Annotated in this window: 14 protein-coding genes; 10 read left to right on the top strand and 4 right to left on the bottom strand. The window is 67.2% G+C overall.

The window, feature by feature from the left end; translation table 11 throughout:
• The first annotated feature begins 6 nt into the window (after positions 1–6).
• The 6 genes from prpC (at position 7) to pbpC (ending at position 14,117) form a co-directional block, all read left to right on the top strand.
• Positions 7–1,164, top strand: a complete 1,158-nt coding sequence (prpC, locus tag BCL79_RS06515; protein WP_088432970.1) for a bifunctional 2-methylcitrate synthase/citrate synthase — start codon at positions 7–9, stop codon at positions 1,162–1,164.
• Between the two features lie 139 nt (positions 1,165–1,303).
• Complete coding sequence (acnD, locus tag BCL79_RS06510) at positions 1,304–3,919, top strand: Fe/S-dependent 2-methylisocitrate dehydratase AcnD (protein WP_121038896.1); 2,616 nt, start codon at positions 1,304–1,306, stop codon at positions 3,917–3,919.
• Between the two features lie 56 nt (positions 3,920–3,975).
• Positions 3,976–5,160 carry a 2-methylaconitate cis-trans isomerase PrpF gene (gene prpF / locus BCL79_RS06505; protein WP_121038893.1) on the top strand — a complete coding sequence of 395 codons (1,185 nt, stop codon included), beginning with the start codon at positions 3,976–3,978 and terminating at the stop codon, positions 5,158–5,160.
• Positions 5,161–5,180: 20 nt separating this feature from the next.
• Complete coding sequence (locus tag BCL79_RS06500) at positions 5,181–6,638, top strand: bifunctional 2-methylcitrate dehydratase/aconitate hydratase (protein WP_121038890.1); 1,458 nt, start codon at positions 5,181–5,183, stop codon at positions 6,636–6,638.
• Positions 6,639–6,768: 130 nt separating this feature from the next.
• Positions 6,769–11,688 carry an alpha-2-macroglobulin family protein gene (locus BCL79_RS06495; protein ID WP_121038887.1) on the top strand — a complete coding sequence of 1,640 codons (4,920 nt, stop codon included), beginning with the start codon at positions 6,769–6,771 and terminating at the stop codon, positions 11,686–11,688.
• Between the two features lie 53 nt (positions 11,689–11,741).
• Positions 11,742–14,117 (top strand): penicillin-binding protein 1C, encoded by a 2,376-nt coding sequence (gene pbpC, locus BCL79_RS06490; protein ID WP_121038884.1) that lies wholly within the window; start codon positions 11,742–11,744, stop codon positions 14,115–14,117.
• Positions 14,118–14,174: 57 nt separating this feature from the next.
• Here the strand turns inward: pbpC and BCL79_RS06485 are convergent, their stop codons facing one another.
• Both BCL79_RS06485 and BCL79_RS06480 read right to left on the bottom strand, forming a co-directional pair.
• Positions 14,175–14,759 (bottom strand): ferritin-like domain-containing protein, encoded by a 585-nt coding sequence (locus BCL79_RS06485; RefSeq protein ID WP_121038881.1) that lies wholly within the window; start codon positions 14,757–14,759, stop codon positions 14,175–14,177.
• A 29-nt stretch (positions 14,760–14,788) separates the two neighbouring features.
• A complete protein-coding gene (locus BCL79_RS06480) occupies positions 14,789–15,271 on the bottom strand; it encodes a peroxiredoxin (protein WP_121038878.1) in 483 nt (160 codons plus the stop codon).
• Between the two features lie 250 nt (positions 15,272–15,521).
• Between BCL79_RS06480 and BCL79_RS06475 the strand changes: the two genes are divergently transcribed.
• On the top strand, positions 15,522–16,418 hold the full coding sequence (locus tag BCL79_RS06475) for a DnaJ C-terminal domain-containing protein (RefSeq protein ID WP_121038875.1): 897 nt from the start codon (positions 15,522–15,524) through the stop codon (positions 16,416–16,418).
• A gap of 123 nt (positions 16,419–16,541) precedes the next feature.
• On the opposite strand, the gene pilH is transcribed toward BCL79_RS06475, so the two are convergent.
• Complete coding sequence (pilH, locus tag BCL79_RS06470; RefSeq protein WP_121038872.1) at positions 16,542–16,925, bottom strand: twitching motility response regulator PilH; 384 nt, start codon at positions 16,923–16,925, stop codon at positions 16,542–16,544.
• 89 nt (positions 16,926–17,014) lie between these two features.
• Positions 17,015–18,010 (bottom strand): YhdH/YhfP family quinone oxidoreductase, encoded by a 996-nt coding sequence (locus tag BCL79_RS06465; protein WP_121038869.1) that lies wholly within the window; start codon positions 18,008–18,010, stop codon positions 17,015–17,017.
• A 221-nt stretch (positions 18,011–18,231) separates the two neighbouring features.
• Here BCL79_RS06465 and hflK point away from each other — a divergent pair, with 221 nt between their 5' ends.
• The 3 genes from hflK (at position 18,232) to BCL79_RS06450 (ending at position 20,468) form a co-directional block, all read left to right on the top strand.
• On the top strand, positions 18,232–19,353 hold the full coding sequence (gene hflK, locus BCL79_RS06460) for an FtsH protease activity modulator HflK (RefSeq protein WP_121038866.1): 1,122 nt from the start codon (positions 18,232–18,234) through the stop codon (positions 19,351–19,353).
• Positions 19,350–20,213, top strand: a complete 864-nt coding sequence (hflC, locus tag BCL79_RS06455; RefSeq protein WP_019186091.1) for a protease modulator HflC — start codon at positions 19,350–19,352, stop codon at positions 20,211–20,213. Before hflK ends, hflC begins: the two co-directional genes overlap by 4 nt.
• 69 nt (positions 20,214–20,282) lie before the next feature.
• Entirely contained in the window at positions 20,283–20,468 is a 186-nt protein-coding gene (locus tag BCL79_RS06450; RefSeq protein WP_121038863.1) for a DUF2065 domain-containing protein, read from the top strand.
• Positions 20,469–20,692: the final 224 nt, after the last annotated feature.

The raw sequence follows: 20,692 nt of genomic DNA, 5'->3' as shown, positions 1-20,692 counted from the left end.
GGGATCATGAGCGACACCACTACCGCCCCCGGCTTCAAGCCGAAGAAATCCGTCGCCCTGTCGGGCACCGCCGCCGGCAATACCGCGCTGTGCACCGTCGGCCGCAGCGGCAACGACCTGCATTACCGCGGGTATGACATCGCCGATCTGGCCAATACCAGCGAATTCGAGGAAATCGCGCATCTGCTGGTTCACGGCAAACTGCCGACCCGCGCCGAACTGGTCGCCTACAAGACCAAGCTGAAGTCGCTGCGGGGCATTCCCGCCGCGGTCAAGGCCGCGCTGGAAGAACTGCCGCCGTCGGCGCACCCGATGGATGTGATGCGCACTGGCGTTTCCGTGCTCGGCTGCGTGTCGCCGGAGAAGGACGACCACAACCACCCGGGCGCGCGCGACATCGCCGACAAGCTGATGGCCTGCCTGGGCTCGATGCTGCTGTACTGGTATCACTGGAGCCACAACGGTCGTGCGATCGACGTGGAGACCGACGACGACTCCATCGGTGGCCACTTCCTGCACCTGCTGCACGGTGAGAAGCCGCAGGATTCATGGGTCAAGGCGATGCACACCTCGCTGATCCTGTACGCCGAGCACGAGTTCAACGCCTCGACCTTCGCCTGCCGCGTCATCGCCGGCACCGGCAGCGACATGTACAGCGCGATCACCGGCGGTATCGGTGCCCTGCGCGGTCCCAAGCATGGCGGCGCCAATGAAGTGGCCTTCGAAGTGCAGAAGCGCTACGACAGTCCGGACGATGCCGAGGCCGACATCAAGGCCCGCGTGGAGCGCAAGGAAGTCGTGATCGGTTTCGGCCACCCGGTCTACACCGTCAGCGACCCGCGCAACAGCATCATCAAGGACGTCGCACGCGATCTGTCCGCCGAACAGCAGAACGTCAAGATGTACGACATCGCCGAGCGCCTGGAATCGGTGATGTGGGACATCAAGAAGATGTTCCCGAACCTGGATTGGTTCAGCGCGGTCAGCTACCACATGATGGGCGTGCCGACGGCCATGTTCACCCCGCTGTTCGTGATCGCGCGTACCTCCGGTTGGAGCGCGCACATCATCGAGCAGCGCATCGACGGCAAGATCATCCGCCCGAGCGCGAACTACACCGGCCCGGAAGACCAGGCCTTCGTGCCGATCGACCAGCGCAAGTAAGACAGACGTACCGCACCCGTTCGCGGGTGCTTTGCGGAACAGGCCGGCGCGATGCCGGTCTGCTCCGTTGCGGCGTCGCTACTCCTTCTTCGCCGGTGTCACGACGCCCCGGCCCGCCAACAAGCAGCTATCGCCAGCCATGAATACTCAGTACCGCAAGAACCTCCCCGGCACCGCGCTGGACTATTTCGATACCCGTGCCGCCGTGGATGCCATCCAGCCCGGTGCCTATGCCACGCTGCCGTACACCTCGCGCGTGCTGGCCGAAAACCTGGTGCGCCGCTGCGACCCGGCCACGCTGGAGCCCTCGCTGCGCCAGCTGATCGAGCGTCGCCAGGATCTGGATTTTCCGTGGTTCCCGGCACGCGTGGTCTGCCATGACATTCTCGGCCAGACCGCCCTGGTGGATCTGGCCGGCCTGCGCGATGCCATTGCCGATGCCGGCGGTGATCCGGCGCAGATCAATCCAGTGGTGCCGACCCAGCTGATCGTCGATCACTCGCTGGCAGTGGAATATCCCGGCTTCGACAAGGCAGCGTTCGAGAAGAACCGCGCCGTCGAGGACCGCCGCAATGAAGACCGGTTCCACTTCATCAACTGGACCAAGAAGGCGTTCAAGAACGTCGACGTGATTCCGCCGGGCAACGGGATCATGCATCAGATCAATCTGGAGAAGATGTCGCCGGTCGTGCAGGTGCGCGATGGCGTGGCCTTCCCGGATACCTGCGTGGGCACCGACAGCCATACCCCGCATGTGGACGCGCTGGGCGTGATCGCGATCGGCGTGGGTGGCCTGGAAGCGGAGAGCGTGATGCTCGGCCGCGCCTCCTGGATGCGCCTGCCCGACATCATCGGCGTGGAGCTGACCGGCCGGCCGCAGCCGGGCATCACCTGCACCGACGTGGTGCTGGCGCTGACCGAGTTCCTGCGCAAGGAGCGCGTGGTCGGCGCGTGGATCGAGTTCTACGGGGAGGGTGCCAATGCGCTGACCATCGGCGACCGCGCCACCATTTCCAACATGACGCCGGAGTTCGGCGCCACCGCGGCGATGTTCTACATCGACCAGCAGACCCTGGACTACCTGCGCCTGACCGGCCGCGAGGATGCACAGGTCGCGCTGGTGGAAACCTACGCCAAGGCCACCGGCCTGTGGGCTGACGATCTGGTCACCGCACAGTACGAGCGCGTGCTGCAGTTCGACCTGTCCGCCGTGGTGCGCAACATGGCCGGCCCGTCCAACCCGCACAAGCGTGTGGCGACGACCGATCTGGCTGCGCGCGGCATCGCCGATGAAGGCAAGCTGGCCTCGGGCAAACAGGAACAGGCCGATGGCCTGATGCCCGATGGCGCGGTGATCATCGCCGCGATCACCAGCTGCACCAACACCAGCAACCCGCGCAACGTGATTTCCGCGGCATTGCTGGCGCGCAACGCCAACCGCGCCGGCCTGACCCGCAAGCCGTGGGTGAAGAGCTCGCTGGCGCCCGGTTCCAAGGCCGTGCAGCTGTATCTGGAAGAAGCCGGGCTGCTGACCGAACTGGAACAGATGGGCTTTGGCATCGTGGCGTTTGCCTGCACCACCTGCAACGGCATGAGCGGTGCGCTGGACCCGAAGATCCAGCAGGAAGTGATCGATCGCGACCTGTATGCCACTGCCGTGCTCTCGGGCAACCGCAACTTCGACGGCCGCATCCACCCCTACGCCAAGCAGGCCTTCCTGGCCTCGCCGCCGCTGGTGGTCGCGTACGCGATCGCCGGTACGGTGCGTTTCGATATCGAAAAGGATGCGCTCGGCCATGATGCCGACGGCAACCCGATCACGCTGAAGGACCTGTGGCCAAGCGATGCCGAGATCGACGCGGTGGTCAAGGCCAGCGTCAAGCCGGAGCAGTTCCGCAAGGTCTACGACCCGATGTTCACCTTCAAGGTGGAGCACGGCGCCCCGATCAGCCCGCTGTACGATTGGCGCCCGCAGAGCACCTACATCCGCCGCCCGCCTTACTGGGAAGGCGCGCTGGCCGGTGCCCGCAGCCTGACCGGCATGCGCCCGCTGGCCGTGCTCGGCGACAACATCACCACCGATCACCTGTCGCCGTCCAACGCGATCATGGCCAGCAGCGCGGCCGGCGAGTACCTGGCGAAGATGGGCCTGCCCGAGGAAGACTTCAATTCCTACGCGACCCACCGCGGCGACCACCTCACCGCGCAGCGTGCGACGTTTGCCAACCCGAAGCTGATCAACGAAATGGCCGTGGTCGATGGCCAGGTCACGCAGGGCTCGCTGGCGCGCGTGGAGCCGGAAGGCCAGGTCACCCGCATGTGGGAAGCGATCGAAACCTACATGGGCCGCAAGCAGCCGCTGATCATCATCGCCGGTGCCGACTACGGCCAGGGCAGCTCGCGTGACTGGGCCGCCAAGGGCGTGCGCCTGGCCGGCGTGGAAGCCATCGCCGCCGAAGGCTTCGAGCGCATTCATCGCACCAATCTGATCGGCATGGGCGTGCTGCCGCTGGAGTTCAAGGAAGGTGTCAACCGCAAGACCCTGGGCATCGATGGCACCGAAACCTTCGACGTGCTCGGCGAGCGTGTGCCGCGTGCCGAGCTGACCCTGGTCATCCATCGCCGCAATGGTGAACAGCTGCGGGTGCCGGTCACCTGCCGGCTGGATACCGCCGAAGAGGTCTCGATCTACGAGGCCGGTGGCGTGCTGCAGCGGTTCGCGCAGGACTTCCTGGAATCGGCGCAGGTCGCCTGATCCCACCCGCATCACGACGGCCCGGCAACGGGCCGTCGTTCCATCAGGACTTCGATATGGCGTTTCTTCCCCAGCTCCGCATTCCGGCCACCTACCTGCGTGGTGGTACCAGCAAGGGCGTGTTCTTCAAGCTGACCGATCTGCCTGCCGCCGCGCAGGTGCCTGGCCCGGCGCGCGATGCGCTGCTGATGCGCGTGATCGGCTCGCCTGATCCGTATGCCAAGCACACCGATGGCATGGGCGGCGCGACCTCCAGCACCAGCAAGTGCGTGATCCTCTCCGCGCCGTCGGTGCCGGACCACGACGTGGATTATCTGTACGGCCAGGTGGCGATCGAGACGGCGTTCGTCGACTGGAGCGGCAACTGCGGCAACCTCAGCACCGCGGTCGGACCGTTCGCGATCAGCAACGGACTGATCGATCCGGCACGGATTCCGCACAACGGCCTGTGCACCGTGCGGATCTGGCAGGCCAACATCGGCAAGACCATCCTGGCGCACGTGCCGATCGTGGAGGGCCAGGTGCAGGAGGACGGCGATTTTGAACTGGATGGCGTGACCTTCCCGGCCGCGGAGATCCAGCTGGAGTTCCTGGATCCCTCCGATGATGGCGAGGGCGGGGCGATGTTCCCGACCGGCAACCTGGTCGACACGCTCGACGTGCCGGGCGTGGGCAGCTTCCAGGTCACGATGATCACCGCCGGCATTCCGACCATCTTCCTCAACGCGGCCGACCTGGGCTACACCGGTACCGAGCTGCAGCCGGCGATCAACGAGGACAAGGCGGCCCTGGCGCGTTTCGAAGCGATCCGCGCGCACGGCGCGGTGCGCATGGGGCTGATCGAGACCATTGAACAGGCCGCGACCCGCCAGCACACGCCCAAGGTCGCCTTCGTCGCCCCCGCACGGGACTACGTGTCCTCCAGCGGCAAGCAGATCGCCGCCGGCGAGATCGATCTGCACGCGCGCGCGCTGTCCATGGGCAAGCTGCACCACGCGATGATGGGCACCGCCGCGGTCGCCATCGGCACCGCCGCCGCCATCCCGGGCACGCTGGTGAACCTGGCCGCCGGGGGGGGCGAGCGTGAATCGGTGAGCTTCGGCCATCCCTCCGGCACGTTGCGGGTGGGCGCGCAGGCGGCGCTCGTTGACGGTCAGTGGACGGTCACCAAGGCCATCATGAGCCGCAGTGCCCGCGTATTGATGGACGGTGCGGTACGGGTGCCTGCCACCACTGTGTAAGTCCCAACAGGAGAATCGCGATGTCCGGTCATGACAGCCACAGCAACCAGCGCCCCGCTTGGGACACGGTCCTGACCGACATCGTCGATTACGTCCGCGATTACCAGGTCAGCTCGCCGCTGGCGTACACCACCGCGCGGCACTGCCTGATCGATACGCTGGGCTGCGGGTTGGCGGCGCTTTCGTTCCCGGCCTGCAGCAAGCTGCTCGGGCCGCTGGTGCCCGGCATGCAGGTGATCAACGGCGCGCGGGTGCCCGGCACCCGGTTCGAGCTTGATCCGGTGCAGGGCGCGTTCAACATCGGCGCGATGATCCGCTGGCTGGATTTCAACGACACCTGGCTGGCGGCGGAGTGGGGGCATCCGTCCGATAATCTCGGTGGCATCCTCGCCACCGCCGATTGGCTCAGCCGCAATGCCGAGGCGCTGCGGCGGGCACCGCTGACCATGCGCGATGTGCTGGAGGCGATGGTCAAGGCGCATGAAATCCAGGGCTGCCTGGCGCTGGAGAATGCCTTCAACCGGGTCGGGTTGGACCACGTGGTGCTGGTCAAGGTCGCTTCCACCGCGGTGGTGTCTTATATGCTTGGCCTGGATCGCGAGCGCATGCTCAATGCCCTGTCGTTGGCCTGGGTGGATGGGCAGTCGCTGCGCACCTACCGGCACGCGCCCAACACCGGCTCGCGCAAGAGCTGGGCAGCGGGCGATGCCACCAGCCGTGCGGTGCGCCTGTCGCTGATGGCCGCGGCCGGTGAGATGGGCTATCCAAGCGCGCTGACCGCGCCGACCTGGGGCTTCTACGATGTCTCCTTCGGCGGGCAGCCGTTCCGCTTCCAGCGGCCGTACGGCAGCTACGTGATGGAGAACGTGCTGTTCAAGATCAGCTATCCGGCCGAGTTCCATGGCCAGACCGCGGTCGAAGCGGCGATGCAGGTGCATGCGCAGATGCGCGCCAGCGGCAGACGCAGCGAAGACATCGCGCAGATCACCCTGCGCACCCAGCAGGCCTGCCTGCGCATCATCGACAAACCCGGTCCGCTGCATAACCCGGCCGACCGTGACCACTGCGTGCAGTACATGGTGGCGATCGGCCTGATCTTCGGCCGGCTGGTTGCCGAGGACTACGAGGATGACGTGGCGGCCGATCCGCGCATCGATCCGCTGCGGGCGAAGATCACCTGCGTGGAAGCGCCGCAGTTCACGGCCGACTACCTGGACCCGGACAAGCGCAGCATCGCCAACGCACTGCACGTGACCTTCGCCGATGGCAGCACGATGGAGGCCGTGGTGGAGTACCCGCTGGGCCACGCCCGGCGCCGGGCCGAGGGCATCCCGCTGCTGGAGGACAAGTTCCGCCGTCACCTGGCCGGGGTGTTCCCGACCGTGCAGCAGCGCCGGATCCTCGAGGCCTCGCTGGACCCGGTCGCGCTGGAAGCGATGCCGGTGCACGAGTACGTGGACCTCTACGTCGCCGGGTAGAGCCGACCGTTGGTCGGCTGTCCTTGGCGGTGGCCCTGCCGGCCACCCATGACGCCCGGATCGCCCGGGGTCGCCCGCGAACGAGCGGGGACGGCCCGTATACTGGCCGCCTTGTTCAAGGAGTGACGTCATGGCTAGCCGCAGTCGGTTCGGGCAGTGGAGCTGGAAGGGAATCGCGGGCCTGGCGCTGGTCGCCGGCCTGGCCATCGGCGTCGGGGGCTGCAAGCGCAACGACAGCGGCCAGCTGCCCGCCCCATCCGGCGCACCGATCGCGGCCAAGGCCGAGGCCGTCACCGAGTTCACCCTGGTCCGGGCCTACCCGGATCAGAAGAGCGATGGCCTGTCGCTGGCGCTGGAGTTCTCGCGCCCGCTGGTCGGCACCCAGGATTTCGACGCGCTGGTCCGCTTTGCCGAGAAGGTCGGCACCGAGGACAGCAGCTGGTCGCTGTCCGATGACGGCAAGACCCTGCGCTATCCGTTCGTGGAGGCGGCCAAGGAATATTCGCTGATCGTCTCGCCCGACCTGCTCGCCGCCGATGGCAGCCGGATCGGCAAGGAGCTGCGCCAGAAGGTCTTCACCGGCGAGCTCAAGCCGGTGGCCGGGTTCGCCTCCCAGGGCAGCGTGCTGCCGGCCAAGGACAGCCGTGGCCTGCCGGTGGTGTCGGTCAACGTGCCGGAAGTGGACGTGGAGTTCCTGCGCGTGCGCGAGAAGGAACTGCCTGCCTTCTTCAGCCAGTACCAGCGCGGTGGCCGCCGCGGCAGCTGGGAGCTGGAGAGCGAGTACGGCGACAAGACGCCGATGTCGCAGCTGGCCGAGCCGGTGTACGTCAACCGCTTCGTGATCGGCGGCAAGCAGAACGAGCGCGTGCTCACCTACCTGCCCACGCAGGACATCAAGGAGCTGCAGCAGCCCGGTCTGTATTTCGCGGTGATGAAACGCAGCGGCTCGTTCGAAGGCGAGTACGACACTGCCTTCTTCACCGTCAGCGACATCGGCCTGCACACGCGTGCCTACAAGGACACGCTGTTCGTGCACACCGCCTCGCTGCAGAGCGGGGCGTCGCTGAAGAAGATCGAGCTGCGCATCCTGGATGGCAAGGGTGAGGTGGTGCTCAAGGGGGCGACCGATGGCAACGGCAATGCGCTGCTCAATTACACCCTCGATGCCAGCCATGTGCTGATCGCCAGCAGTGGCGGCGATACCTCGATGCTGCCGTTCAACCAGCCCGCGCTGGACCTGAGCGAGTTCGCCGTGGCCGGCCGCGACAACGCCTGGTTCGACGTGTTCACCTGGTCGGGTCGCGACCTGTACCGCCCCGGCGAGACCGTGCGCATCTCGGCCCTGCTGCGCGACAACGACGGCAAGCCGGTGAAGCCACAGCCCGTCTTCCTGCGCCTGAAGCAGCCGGACGGCAAGACCTTCCGCGAGACCCGCCTGACCCCCGGCGAGCAGGGCTACTTCAGCTTCGAGCAGCTGATCCCGGCCGAGGCCCCGACCGGGCGCTGGCAGGTGGAGTTCCGCACCAACCCGGCCAGCAAAGAAGCGATCCAGGGCATGACCCTGCGCATCGAGGAGTTCCTGCCCGAGCGCATGAAGCTGGACCTGGACAGCGCGCAGAAGACGCTCAAGCCGGGCGAGCCGCTCAAGCTGCAGGCCGATGCGGCGTATCTGTACGGTGCGCCGGCCGACGGCAACCGCTTCACCGCGCGATTGGCCGTAGCGGCTGAGCAGTCGCCGGTCGAGTCGCTGCCGGGCTACTTCTTCGGCGACCCGACCACCGCACTGCCGCGCGAGGCGCGCGACGTCATCGATACCGAGTTCCCGGCCGACGGCAAACTTCGCCAGGACGTGGAGTTGCCGGCCGAGGTCAAGCCAACCGCACCGATCGCCGTGGTGCTCTCCGGCAGCGTGTATGAAACCGGTGGCCGCACCGTGACCCGCACGCTGAAGCGGGTGATGTGGCCGGCCGCGGCGCTGGTCGGTGTGCGCCCGCTGTTCGATCCCAAGGACGGCGCGGATGCCAACAGCAACGCGCGCTTCGAACTGATGCGCGTGGACGCGGCGGGCAAGCCGCAGCCGGCCAAGGGCCTGAAGGTCACGCTGGTGCGCGAGCTGCGCGATTACCACTGGACCTTCAACGACAACCGCTGGGATTACGACTTCACCCGCCGCTTCGAGAACAAGGACACCCGCACCGTCGATGCCGGCAGTGCGGCGGTCGGCGTTGATGTCCCGGTGGAGTGGGGCGAGTACCGGCTGGACGTGTTCGATCCGGCCACCGGGCTGACCAGCCGCTATCCGTTCAACGCCGGCTGGAGCTGGAACGACGACAACCGCGGCCTGGATGCGCGCCCGGACAAGGTCAAGCTGGCATTGGACAAGACCGGCTACAAGGCCGGCGACACGGTGCGCGTCACCGTGACCCCGCCGCATGCCGGCAAGGGTGTGCTGATGGTCGAGAGCGACAAGATGCTCTACGTCCAGGATATCGACGCCAAGCCGGGCAGCACCTACGACATTCCGGTCACCGCCGAATGGGAACGTCACGACGTCTACATCACCGCGCTGGTGTTCCGTGGCGGCAGTGCCCCGAGCAAGATCACCCCGGCCCGTGCGGTCGGCGTGGTGCATGTGCCGATGGACCGCAAGGCGCGGCAGATCGCGGTCGGCCTGGTGGCGCCCAAGCAGATGCGCCCGGAGCAGACGCTGCCGGTCACCGTGAGTGCCCCGCAGCTGGCCGGCAAGGTCGCGCATGTGACCGTCTCGGCCGTGGATGTGGGCATCCTCAATATCACCCGCTTCCCGGTGCCCGATGCCGCTGGCCACTTCTTCGCGCAGCGTCGCCTGGGTGTGGATGCGTATGACATCTACAGCCGCGTGATCGAGAGCTTCGACGGCAGCAGCGGCAAGCTGAAGTTCGGTGGCGACATGGCACTGGCGGCGATGCCGCAGGCCAAGCGCCCGACCGCGCGCGTGCAGACCGTGGACCTGTTCTCCGGCCCGGTGAAGCTCGATGCCAAGGGCATCGCGCGGATCGCGCTGAAGGTGCCGGATTTCAACGGCACGCTGCGCGTGTCGGCATTGGTCTATGCCGACGACCAGTACGGCAAGCGCGACGTGGAAACCGTGGTGCGCGCGCCGATCCTGGCCGAAGCCAGCATGCCGCGCGTGATGGCGCCCGGGGATACCAGTACAGTCACCCTGGACGTGCAGAACTTCACCGGCACGCCGGGCGAGTTCAAGGTGCAGGTGGATGGCATCGGCCCGCTGACTCTGGGCGAGTCCAGCCGCACGCTCAAGCTCAACGCCGATGCGAAGAGCACGCTGAGCTTCCCGCTGACCGCGCGCGAGGGCTATACCGTGGCCAAGGTGCGCGTGCGCGTGGATGGCAACGGCTTCAAGGTTGATCGCCGCTATGACCTGCCGGTGCGCGCGGCGTGGCCGCAGGTGCTGCGCGCGCAGACCCGCACGCTGGATCCGCTGGCCGCCGTCACGATGGAAGCCGGCCTGGCCGATGGCCTGATGAACGACTCGGTGACCGCACGCATGCTGGTCAGCGCGCTGCCGCCGATTCCGTTCGCCAGTGCCTTGAACGGTGCACTCAACTATCCGTATGGCTGCGCCGAGCAGACCACCAGCAAGGGCTACGCCGCGCTGATGCTGGATGAGGCGACCTCGGCCATGCTCGGTGCGGACGGGCTGGATGCCAAGACCCGCCGCGAGCGCATGGAAGGTGCCTTCGGCCGCCTGGCCTCGATGCAGGTGGCCAACGGCAACTTCTCGATGTGGGGCGACGACGGCTACATCAATCCGTGGCTGACGCCGTACATCGCCGAGTTCCTGCTCGACGCCAAGGACGCCGGCTTCGCGGTACCGGACAACGTGCTGCAGAAGGCGCTGAACCGTCTGAGCGAAGATCTGCTCTCCGGCGGCAACCAGTTCTATGGCGAGGACCGCCGCGAGAACCTGAAGTTCGCCAACCAGGCCTATTCGGGCTACGTGCTGGCGCGCGTCAACCGCGCGCCACTGGGTACCCTGCGTGCGCTGTACGACAACGAGCGCAGCAAGTCGCTGACCGGCCTGTCGCTGGTGCACCTGGGCATCGCACTGTCCCTGCAGGGCGATCACAAGCGCGGCGATGCGGCCATTGCCGCCGGCTTCGCCAAGACAGGCAGTGACCGGCCGGCGTACTTCGGCGATTACGGCAGCGCGGTGCGCGACGACGCGCTGATGATCGCGCTGCTGCACGAGCGCAAGTTGTCCAAGCCCGCCTACGATGCACGCGCGGTCGATCTCGGCCGCGCGCTGGATGCCCGCCGCAACAGTGGCTGGATGTGGCTGAGCACCCAGGAGCAGGTGGCGCTGGCCCGCATGGGCAAGGCGTTGTCGGCCAACCAGAAGAAACTGGTCTCCGGCGAACTGGTGGTGGGTGGCGAGAGCGAGAGCATCCCGGCACGGCGCATGTTCGGCCGCAGCTTCGACTACGCCGCGCTGGCCAAGGGTGTGCGCTTCACCCCGCAGGGGGAGCCGCCGATGTTCGCCAGCCTGGAAGTGGCCGGCATTCCGCGCAACCCGCCGGAACCGGACAGCCGAACGCTGGGCGTGGAGCGCAGCTGGTACACCACTGATGGCAAGCCGTGGACGCCGCGTCCGCTGAAGGAAGGCGAGGCCCTGATCGTGCGGGTCAGCGTCACCCCGAACGTGGACATGCCCGATGCGCTGCTGACCGATCTGCTGCCGGCCGGGCTGGAGATCGAGAACTTCAACCTCGGCGATGCCAAGCAGTGGGCCGATGTGGTGGTCGACGGGTTGAGCGTCAACGATCGTGGCGATGCGGCCAACATCAAGCACGAGGAGTTCCGCGACGACCGCTACGTGGCCGCGCTGAAACTCTCGCGTGGCAGCACTGCCAAGGTGTTCTATCTGGTGCGTGCGGTCACGCCGGGTACGTATCGCGTGCCGCCGCCGCTGGTGGAGGACATGTACCGTCCCGACCTGCGCGGGGTGGGGCGCAGCCTCCCGGCGTCGCTGACCGTGGTGCAGCCCTGATCGCAGGGCGGGCCGTCCCGGTGACGGCCCGCCTGCCTTGCTGCTGAATCGACATGACGTCTCTTTTCTCCAAGCGGTGGTGGGCGTCGGTGCTGCGCGGCGTGCTGCCGTACCTGCGATGGGGCACGGCCGCGGTGCTCGCGTTGCTGCTGGCGCTGGACCTCGCGTTCCCGCCACCGCTGCCCAGGCAGCGCGACACCAGCACCCTGGTGGTGGCGCGCGATGGCACGCCACTGCGCGCCTTCGCCGATGCCGACGGGGTGTGGCGCTACCCGGCCTCGGCCGACAGCGTCTCGCCGCTGTATCTGCAGGCCCTGCTGAACTACGAAGACCGCTGGTTCTGGCGGCATCCCGGCATCAACCCGTGGGGCCTGCTGCGCGCCGGCAAGCAATGGCTGTTCGCGCAGCGGATCGTCTCCGGCGGTTCAACGCTGACCATGCAGGTGGCGCGGATCCTCGATCCGCATACGCGCACGCCGTGGGGCAAAGCCAAGCAGCTGCTGCGCGCGGTGCAGCTGGAACTGCACCTGAGCAAGGCGCAGATCCTGGCGCTGTATCTGGAACGCGCGCCCTATGGCGGCACCATCGAAGGTGTGGAGGCGGCGAGCTGGGCCTATCTGGGCAAGCCGGCCTCGCAGTTGTCGCATGCCGAGGCCGCGTTGCTGGCGGTGCTGCCGCAGTCGCCCAGCCGGTTGCGTCCGGACCGTCATCCGGAGGCGGCACAGCGGGCGCGTGACAAGGTGCTCGAACGCATGGTGTCACTCGGTGTGTGGTCACGCGAGGAGGTCGACGATGCGCGCATCGAACCGGTGGTCACCCGCGCCCTGCAGCCCCCGCTGCATGCGGCGCTGCTCGCCCAGCGCCTGCGCTCGGCCCAGTCGCGGGCGGCGCGGATCGAGAGCACGCTGGATATCGGCCTGCAGCGCACGCTGGAAGAGCGTGTGTCGTCCTACTTTTCGCAGCTGCCCGAGCGCACCTCGGCGGCGTTGCTGGTGGTGGACAACCGCACGCTGGAGGCACGCGCCTACGTCGGTTCGGTAGCGTTCGGCGACAAGCAGCGGCTCGGCCATGTGGACATGGTGCAGGCGTGGCGCTCACCGGGTTCCACGCTCAAACCGTTCCTGTATGGCATGGCGCTGGATGATGGCCTGATCCATTCGGAAAGCCTGATGGTGGATGCGCCACAGAGCTTCGGCGGGTACCGGCCGGGCAACTTCGATGCGGCCTTCAACGGGCCGGTCAGTGCCGCCACGGCCCTGCGGTTGTCGCTCAACGTGCCGGCGGTGGACCTGCTGGATCGGGTCGGCTCGGCGCGTTTTGCCGCACGCCTGTCGCATGCCGGCATCAACCTGCGCTTTCCGCATGGCAGTGCGCCCAATCTCTCGCTGATTCTCGGCGGCACCGGCGCGCGGCTGGAGGATCTGGTCGGCACCTTCGCCGCGTTCAACCGCAACGGCATCGCGGGGCGGGTGCGTTACACCGCCGAGGATGCGGTGATCGAACGGCGCCTGATGTCCCCCGGCGCGGCGTGGATCACCCGCGAGATGCTCGAGTCCAATCCCCGCCCGGGCTACGGCACCGGCACCTTCGATGTCACCGGCCGCCCGCGTGTTGCCTGGAAGACCGGCACCAGTTACGGCTATCGCGATGCCTGGGCGATCGGCACCACGCGGCATTACACGGTGGGCGTCTGGGTAGGGCGTCCGGACGGCACGCCGCTGCCCGGGCAGTACGGCGCGGTGACGGCCCTGCCGCTGATGTTCGAAGTGATCGACAGCCTGCCGCGCCAAGCCGGCGATGCCAGTGTAGCGCCGATGCCGGCGAGCGTGGCGCAGGCCGATATCTGCTGGCCGACCGGCGGCTTGGCCGAACAGACGGCGCCACCGCTGTGCCAACGCCGGATGCCGGCCTTCGTGCTGGACGGGGTCGTGCCACCGACCTTCGCCGAACGCGAGGCGCGGCTGTGGCAGCCGGGTCTGCAGCGGTTCCAGGTGGATGCTCGCACGGGGCTGCGGCTGTCGCCGGAGTGCAGCCGGCCGCATGCGGCGGAGCCGCGTGAGATCGCACGCTGGCCGGCGCTGTTGTCGCCGTGGCTGCCGCAGGCGCAGCGTCAGGCCTCACAGCTGCCGGCACTGTCACCCGATTGCAGCGCCGACGGCCGCGAGAGCGGCGGGACGCTGCATATCGAGGGGCTCAACGACCGCGCCACCCTCGCACGCGCCCCGAATGCCGAGCGCGGCGTGCGCCTGCAACTGCGTGCACTGGGCAACGAAACAACAGTGGATTGGCTGCTGGATGACCGCTGGATTGCCCGCACCGAAGGGGCGCGACTGTTCCAGCGTGATTTCGATGAAGTGGGCGAGCACACATTGACGGCATTGGCCGCCGATGGCGCGTGGACGCAGGTGCGGTTCCGGATCCTGCGCTGATCATGCGGTGCGCAGGGTCTGGCAGTGCCGGCCACGGGCCGGCACTGCCGTCCAACATTACTCCCCGATCCAGCCGTCCAGCAGGTCGGCGAATTCGTCGGCGTGTTCTTCTTCCTGCGCCAGGATCTCTTCGAGGATGCGCTTGGTCGTGGTGTCCTTGTCGCCCACGAAGTTGATCATCTCGCGGTAGCTGTCGATCGCAATGCGCTCGGCAATCAGGTTCTCGCGGACCATGTCGCGCAGGTCGCTGCCTTCCTTGTACTCGGCATGCGAGCGCGCAGTGAGCGTATCCGGGTTGAGATCGGGCTCGCCGCCAAGCTGCACGATGCGTTCGGCCAGCTTGCCGGCGTGCGCCTGTTCCTGCTGTGCGTGTTCCAGGAACTCGGCCTTGATCGAATCGGCGAGCATGCCCTTGGCCATGAAGTAATGGCGGTAGTAGCGCAGCACGCACACGTACTCGGTGGCGAGCGCATCGTTGAGCAGCTTGATCACCGCGTCGCGGTCGGCGCTGTAACTGTCGGTGATGGCGCCGTCTTCGATGTCCTTGCGGGCCTTGGCCCGCAGGGTGGCGGTGTCGCTGATGCCCGGCGGGCGGGCGTTGTCCGGGGCGGTGTTGGGGGTGTTCTTGGCTGGCTTTGACATGGCTGGCCGGGTTCCTCTGTTGCGTGGGTCTAGCGGGGGAGATGCTCCAGCACGTACTGCGCCGAAGACACGTCGAATTTTCCGGGTTCCTCGATGAAGGTCTCGCGCACGACACCGTCTTCGACGTACAGCGCGAAGCGGCGCGAGCGGATGCCCATGCCCGAGCTGCTGGCATCCATTTCCAGGCCGAGCGCACGGGTGAACTCCCCATTGCCGTCAGACAGCAGCTGCAGGCCGTCGGGCACCTGCTGGCTCTCGCCCCAGGCCTTCATAACGAACGGATCGTTGACCGCCATGCAGAACACCTCGATCCCGCGGTGGCGGAATTCGGGGAACTGCTCGATGTAGCCGGGCAGGTGCCGGGCCGAGCAGGTCGGGGTGAATGCGCCGGGCACGCCGAACAGCACCGCTTTGCGCGAATCGAACAGGGCATGGGTATCGATGGTCTCCATGCCCTCGCGGATGCGCTTGAGGGTGACTTCGGGAATGCGGTCGCCAACGTGGATGGTCATGCGGACTCCTTGGACACAGGCAGGGTAGTGAGGGGCATGGGATGGCCATGTCAACACGTTGAAAAGCAGCCGTGCAGACCCATCTGTAGCGGGAAAGGCAGGCCACGGGGGCAGCGTAGCCGTCCGGGAGGTCGGCCGCATTGCGCAGGATCATTCGCGCCCGGCGTCACGGTGGGCCGGTCCGCAGCGGCTAGAATTGCGCGGACGGCGCCCGCCCACGCGGGTGGCCGAACTTAGTCGAGGTGTTTGGATGGAATTCAAGGATTACTACGCCACGCTCGGGGTGGAACCCACCGCGGGCGATGCTGAGATCAAGACCGCTTACCGCCGGTTGGCGCGCAAGTACCACCCGGATGTGAGCAAGGAAGCCGGGGCCGAGGACAAATTCAAGGCGGTCAACGAGGCTTACGAGGCGCTGCGCGATCCGCAGAAGCGCGCGGCCTATGACCAGCTCAAGGCGCAGGGCTACCGGCCCGGCGAGGAGTTCCATACCCCGCCGAACTACGGCGGTGGCCAGGGCTATGACTTCGAAGAGGTGTTCGGGGGCGGCGCCGGTGGCGGCGGCTTCAGCGATTTCTTCGAGAGCCTGTTCGCGCGCCAGCGCGGCGGTGGCGGTGGCCGCGCCAGTGGCTTCGGCGGTGCCAGCCAGGGCCCGCAGCCGACCCGCGATACCCGCGCCAAGCTGTCGGTGCCGCTGGAAGCGGCCTATCAGGGCGACAGCCTGCGCATCAACGTGGGCGGCAAGCAGCTGGATGTGCGCGTGCCCAAGGGCATCCGTCCGGGCCAGGTGATCCGGCTGACCGGGCAGGGTACCGGTGGCGGCAACCTGCTGCTGGAAGTGGAATACGCCGAACACCCGCAGTTCGAGGTGGATGGCCGCAACATTCTGTACACCCTGCAGGTGACCCCGTGGCAGGCCGCACTGGGTACCAGCATCAGCGTGCCGACCCTGGGCGGTGCGGTGGAACTGAAGGTGCCGGCCGAGTCCGATGCTGGCCGCAAGCTGCGCCTGCGTGGCCGCGGGCTGCCGGGCAATCCGGATGGCGATCAGATCGTGGAGCTGGAGATCATCGCGCCGGCGCCCACCGATGAGGCGCAGAAGAAGGCCTACAAGGCGCTGGCCAAGGCATTCGGCGAGAAGGTGTGATGCAGGCGGTGCGCGGCGTCCGGGTCATCGTTGCGCACTGACCAACGGGCGGTGTCTACCGGGCCGGCCGCGATTGCCTTCGCGGTAGCAGCCGACCGTTGGTCGGCTCACCGTGCCATCGGCTCACGCCGTCGGCGGTTCCTGGTGGCTGAAAACGCGCTCCAGCACCTCGGACAGTTCGTCTTCTGAAAACGGCTTGGTGATATAGGCCTTGGCGCCCTGGCGCATGCCCCACATGCGGTCGGTGTCCTGGTCCTTGGTGGTCACCAGGATCACCGGAATGTGCTTGGTCGCCGCGTCGCGTGCCAGCGTGCGGGTTGCCTGGAAGCCATTGAGGTTGGGCATGACCACGTCCATCAGCACCAGATCGGGCAGCTCGGCCTTGGCCGTTTCCACCCCGGCGGCGCCATCGGTGGCGGTCAGGATCTGGTGCCCGAGTTTTTCGACGATCCGCTGTATCCCCAGCAGCTGCGACGGTGAATCGTCGACGATCAGAATGCGTGCCATGGTGTTCCCCGTGTGATGCCCGCAGTGTAGTGCGGGCCTCGCACCGTCGTGAAGCGCCGGGCGTGCCGTCTGTCGCCCGGCTGCCACGCTCAGTCGATTCGTACCACCGTGCGGCCGTGGTTGCCGCCCGCGAGCAGGCTGTCGAACGCCGCGGGCAGGCCATCCAGCCCCACTTCGCCGGTACAGATCGTCTCCAGATGCGCCGGCTTCCACGCGCCGCCCAGCTTGTCCCAGACCGCTTCGCGCAGATCACGCGGTGCGCTGGAGGAGGAGACCCCCAGCAACGACACGCCGCGGATGATGAAGGGCATCACCGTCATCTCCAGCGCAGGGCTGGCGGCCAGGCCGGCACTGACCACCGAACCGTAGGGCACGGTCTGGGCCAGCAGGCTGGTCAGCATCGCGCCGCCGGCATTGTCCAGGCCACCGCCGAAGCGGGCCGATTCCATCGGGCGGGAGGTCGCCAGCACATCACGCGGCAGAACCTCGCGGGCTCCCAGGTTCCGCAGATAGCCGGCCTGGTCGGCCTTGCCGCTGATCGCGTGCACCTCGAAACCGGCCCGGGTGAAGATATCCACTGCCAGCGAGCCGACCCCGCCGGTGGCCCCGGTTACGGCCAGCGGCCCGTGGGCGGGGGTCTGCCGGTTGTCCAGCATCCGCACCAGGGCCAGTGCAGCGGTGAAGCCGGCCGTACCCAGGATCATCGCCTCGCGTGGGGTCAGCCCGGCGGGCTGCGGGATCACCGCGCTGGCGGCCAGGCGCACATACGGGCTGTACCCGCCATCGCGGGTCTCGCTCAGCCCGCACCCGGTGGCGAGCACCGCATCGCCTTCGCGGTAGGCCGGGTCGGTCGAAGCGACCACCGTGCCGGCCACGTCGATGCCGCCGACGAGTGGGAAGCGCCGCAGGATCCTGCCCTTGCCGGTACCGGCCAACGCATCTTTATAGTTGACCGAGGACCAGTGCGCGCGCAGGACCACCTCGCCAGGGTTGAGCTGGTCCAGGCCGATCGGTTCCAGCCCGGCGTGGTAGCCGGTATCGTCCTGGTGGATGCGGAAAGCGTTGAACCGGTCGGGAATTGCCATGAAGATGCCTGACGGGGGAAAACACCACCTTACCCGCTGCTCCGGCGCGCGGGGACCCTCACGGACCTTCGCGGATGCGGTTATGAATCGTTCCCCGAGATGGGTGACCCCTTCCAATCCTGTCGATCTGCCCCATCTAGTAGAATCGACAGCGATTTAACGTTTTAACGGTTGACGGTGCGGGAATGGCCCGCAGGCAACCTTACCTTGATGGAGCGTGCATGGCCTGGAATACACCCGGCGGCAACAAGGGCGGACAAGGCCCCGACGAGAATCGACGTGGGCCGTTCGGTCCTCGCGGTGGCGGCAATGGCGGCGGTTGGGGCGGTTTGCCCGGTCCGCTGAAAGACCTGTTCGATGGCGGCATCCTGCGGTGGGTTGCAGTGGCGGCGGTGTTGCTGTTGCTGTTCTCCAGCTTCCAGCTGATCGGCGAACAGCAACGCGGCGTCGTGCTGCGCTTCGGTCAGTTCCATCGCATCCTGCAGCCTGGCCCGAACTTCAAGCTGCCGTGGCCGCTGGAATCGGTCACCAAGGTCAATGCCACCGAGATCAAGACGTTCAGCAGCCAGGTGCCGGTCCTGACCCGCGACGAGAACATCGTCAACGTCTCGCTCAACGTCCAGTACCGCATCGACGATCCGCGCCTGTACCTGTTCGGCTCGGTCGATGCCGACCAGGTGCTGGAACAGACCGCGCAGAGCGCCGTGCGTGAGCAGGTCGGTCGTGCCGACCTCAACAACGTGCTGAACAACCGTGGCCCGCTGGCCGTGGCCGCCGAAGAGCGCCTGCAGGCCTCGCTCGGCAGCTACCGCACCGGTCTGTCGGTGACCGGCCTGACCCTGCCCGATGCCCGCCCGCCCGAGGAGGTCAAGCCGGCCTTCGACGAGGTCAACGGTGCCCAGCAGGTCAAGGAACGTCTGATCAACGAAGCCCAGGCCTACGCGGCCAAGGTGGTTCCGGAAGCGCGCGGCCAGGCCTCGCGGGCCCGGACCACCGCCGAAGGCTACAAGCAGGCCGTGGTCGCCAAGGCCGAGGGTGATGCCTCGCGCTTCAGCCTGCTGCAGGTCCAGTACAAGGACGCCCCGGAAGTGACGCGCAAGCGCCTGTGGCTGGAAACGGTGCAGAAGGTGCTCTCGGAGAACCGCAAGATCATCGGTGGCGATGGCCGCCAGCTGATCTACGTGCCGATGCCGGGCGACAACCGCACCAGCACCAATGCCGCTCCGGCGGTGACCCCGGAAGTCATGCTGCCGTCGCTGCCTGCCAGCACGGCCGTGGATGGCGTTCGCAATGCGGAGCGTCCGACGACGCGCCCGACCGGTCGTGAGGAGGGCAGCCGATGAGAAGTTCACTGTGGATTGGTCTGGCCGTAGCGGTCCTGCTCGGCCTGCTGGGTTCGGTCTACGTGGTCCGTGAGGACCAGACTGCGATGGTGCTGAACCTGGGCAAGGTGGTCCGTGCGGACATCAAGCCGGGCCTGCACTTCAAGGTGCCGCTGGTGGAAACGGTGCGCGTGTTCGATCGTCGCTTCCAGGTGCTCGATACCGCCCCGGCGCGTTACTTCACTGCCGAGCAGAAGGACGTCAGCGTCGACTTCTTCGCCATCGGTTACATCTCCGACGTGCGCGCGTACTTCCGTGCGACCGGCGGCGATGCCCGCGTGGCCAATGCCCGTCTGGCCCCGATCATCACCGACTCCCTGCGCAACCAGATCAACTCGCGTTCGTTGCAGCAGCTGGTGTCGGGGGATCGCAGCGAACTGATCGCCAACCAGCTGACCGGCATCAACGAGTCGGTCAAGGCGCTGGGCATGCAGATCATCGACCTGCGCATCAAGCAGATCGACCTGCCGACCGACAGCCAGGTGATCAACGATGTGTACGAGCGCATGCGCGCCCAGCGTAAGCAGGAAGCGGCCAAGCTGCGCGCCGAGGGTGAAGAGCAGTCGCTGACCATCCGTGCCCAGGCCGACCGCGAGAGCACCGTGATCGTGGCCGAAGCCGAGCGCGACGCCCAGCAGCTGCGCGGTGCCGGCGATGCCGATGCCGCCCGCATCTACGGCAAGGCCGGCTCGGCCGACCCGTCGTTCTACGCCTTCTACCGCAGCCTGGAGGCCTACCGCGGCTCCATGACCGACGGCAACGGCGTGATCGTGCTCGACAAGAACGACCCGTTCCTGCAGTACCTCAAGAGCGATCGCTGAGGCCGCAGGCGGTAGTCATCCACGGGGACCCGGTGCAGACCGGGTCCCCGTTTTGTTTGTGGAGATGTCATGAAAGATCTGTTCTCGGCCCTGTGCCTGGTCGCCGTGCTCGAAGGCCTGTTCCTGTTCGCCGCCCCGTTGGCCTGGAAGCGGATGGCCGAGCAGCTGCTGATGCTGCGCAGCAGCGCCCTGCGCACCTGGGGCGGAGTGATCCTGCTGGCCGGGCTGACCACCCTGTGGTGGCTCAAGCACTGAGCGGGTTACCGCCATGCGCTGGTTGGTAGTGCCGGCCGCTGGCCGGCTCCATGCCATCCCGCGAGCCGGCCAGTGGCCGGCACCTGCCGCGGCGGTCCTGACCGGCCGGTGAAGTCCACCGGCCCCCGGGGTGGCAGCGGCCACCGGAAACCCGGATAATGCACAAAAGCCGGACGGGCACTCTGTTTCAGAGTCACTCGTCCGGCTTTTTCCGTGTCTGGGTA

The organism is Stenotrophomonas rhizophila, from assembly GCF_003651185.1.
GTDB lineage: Bacteria > Pseudomonadota > Gammaproteobacteria > Xanthomonadales > Xanthomonadaceae > Stenotrophomonas > Stenotrophomonas maltophilia_Z.
The sequence above is the reverse complement of the archived record's forward strand: the minus strand, read 5'-3'. Positions and strand labels throughout refer to the sequence as shown.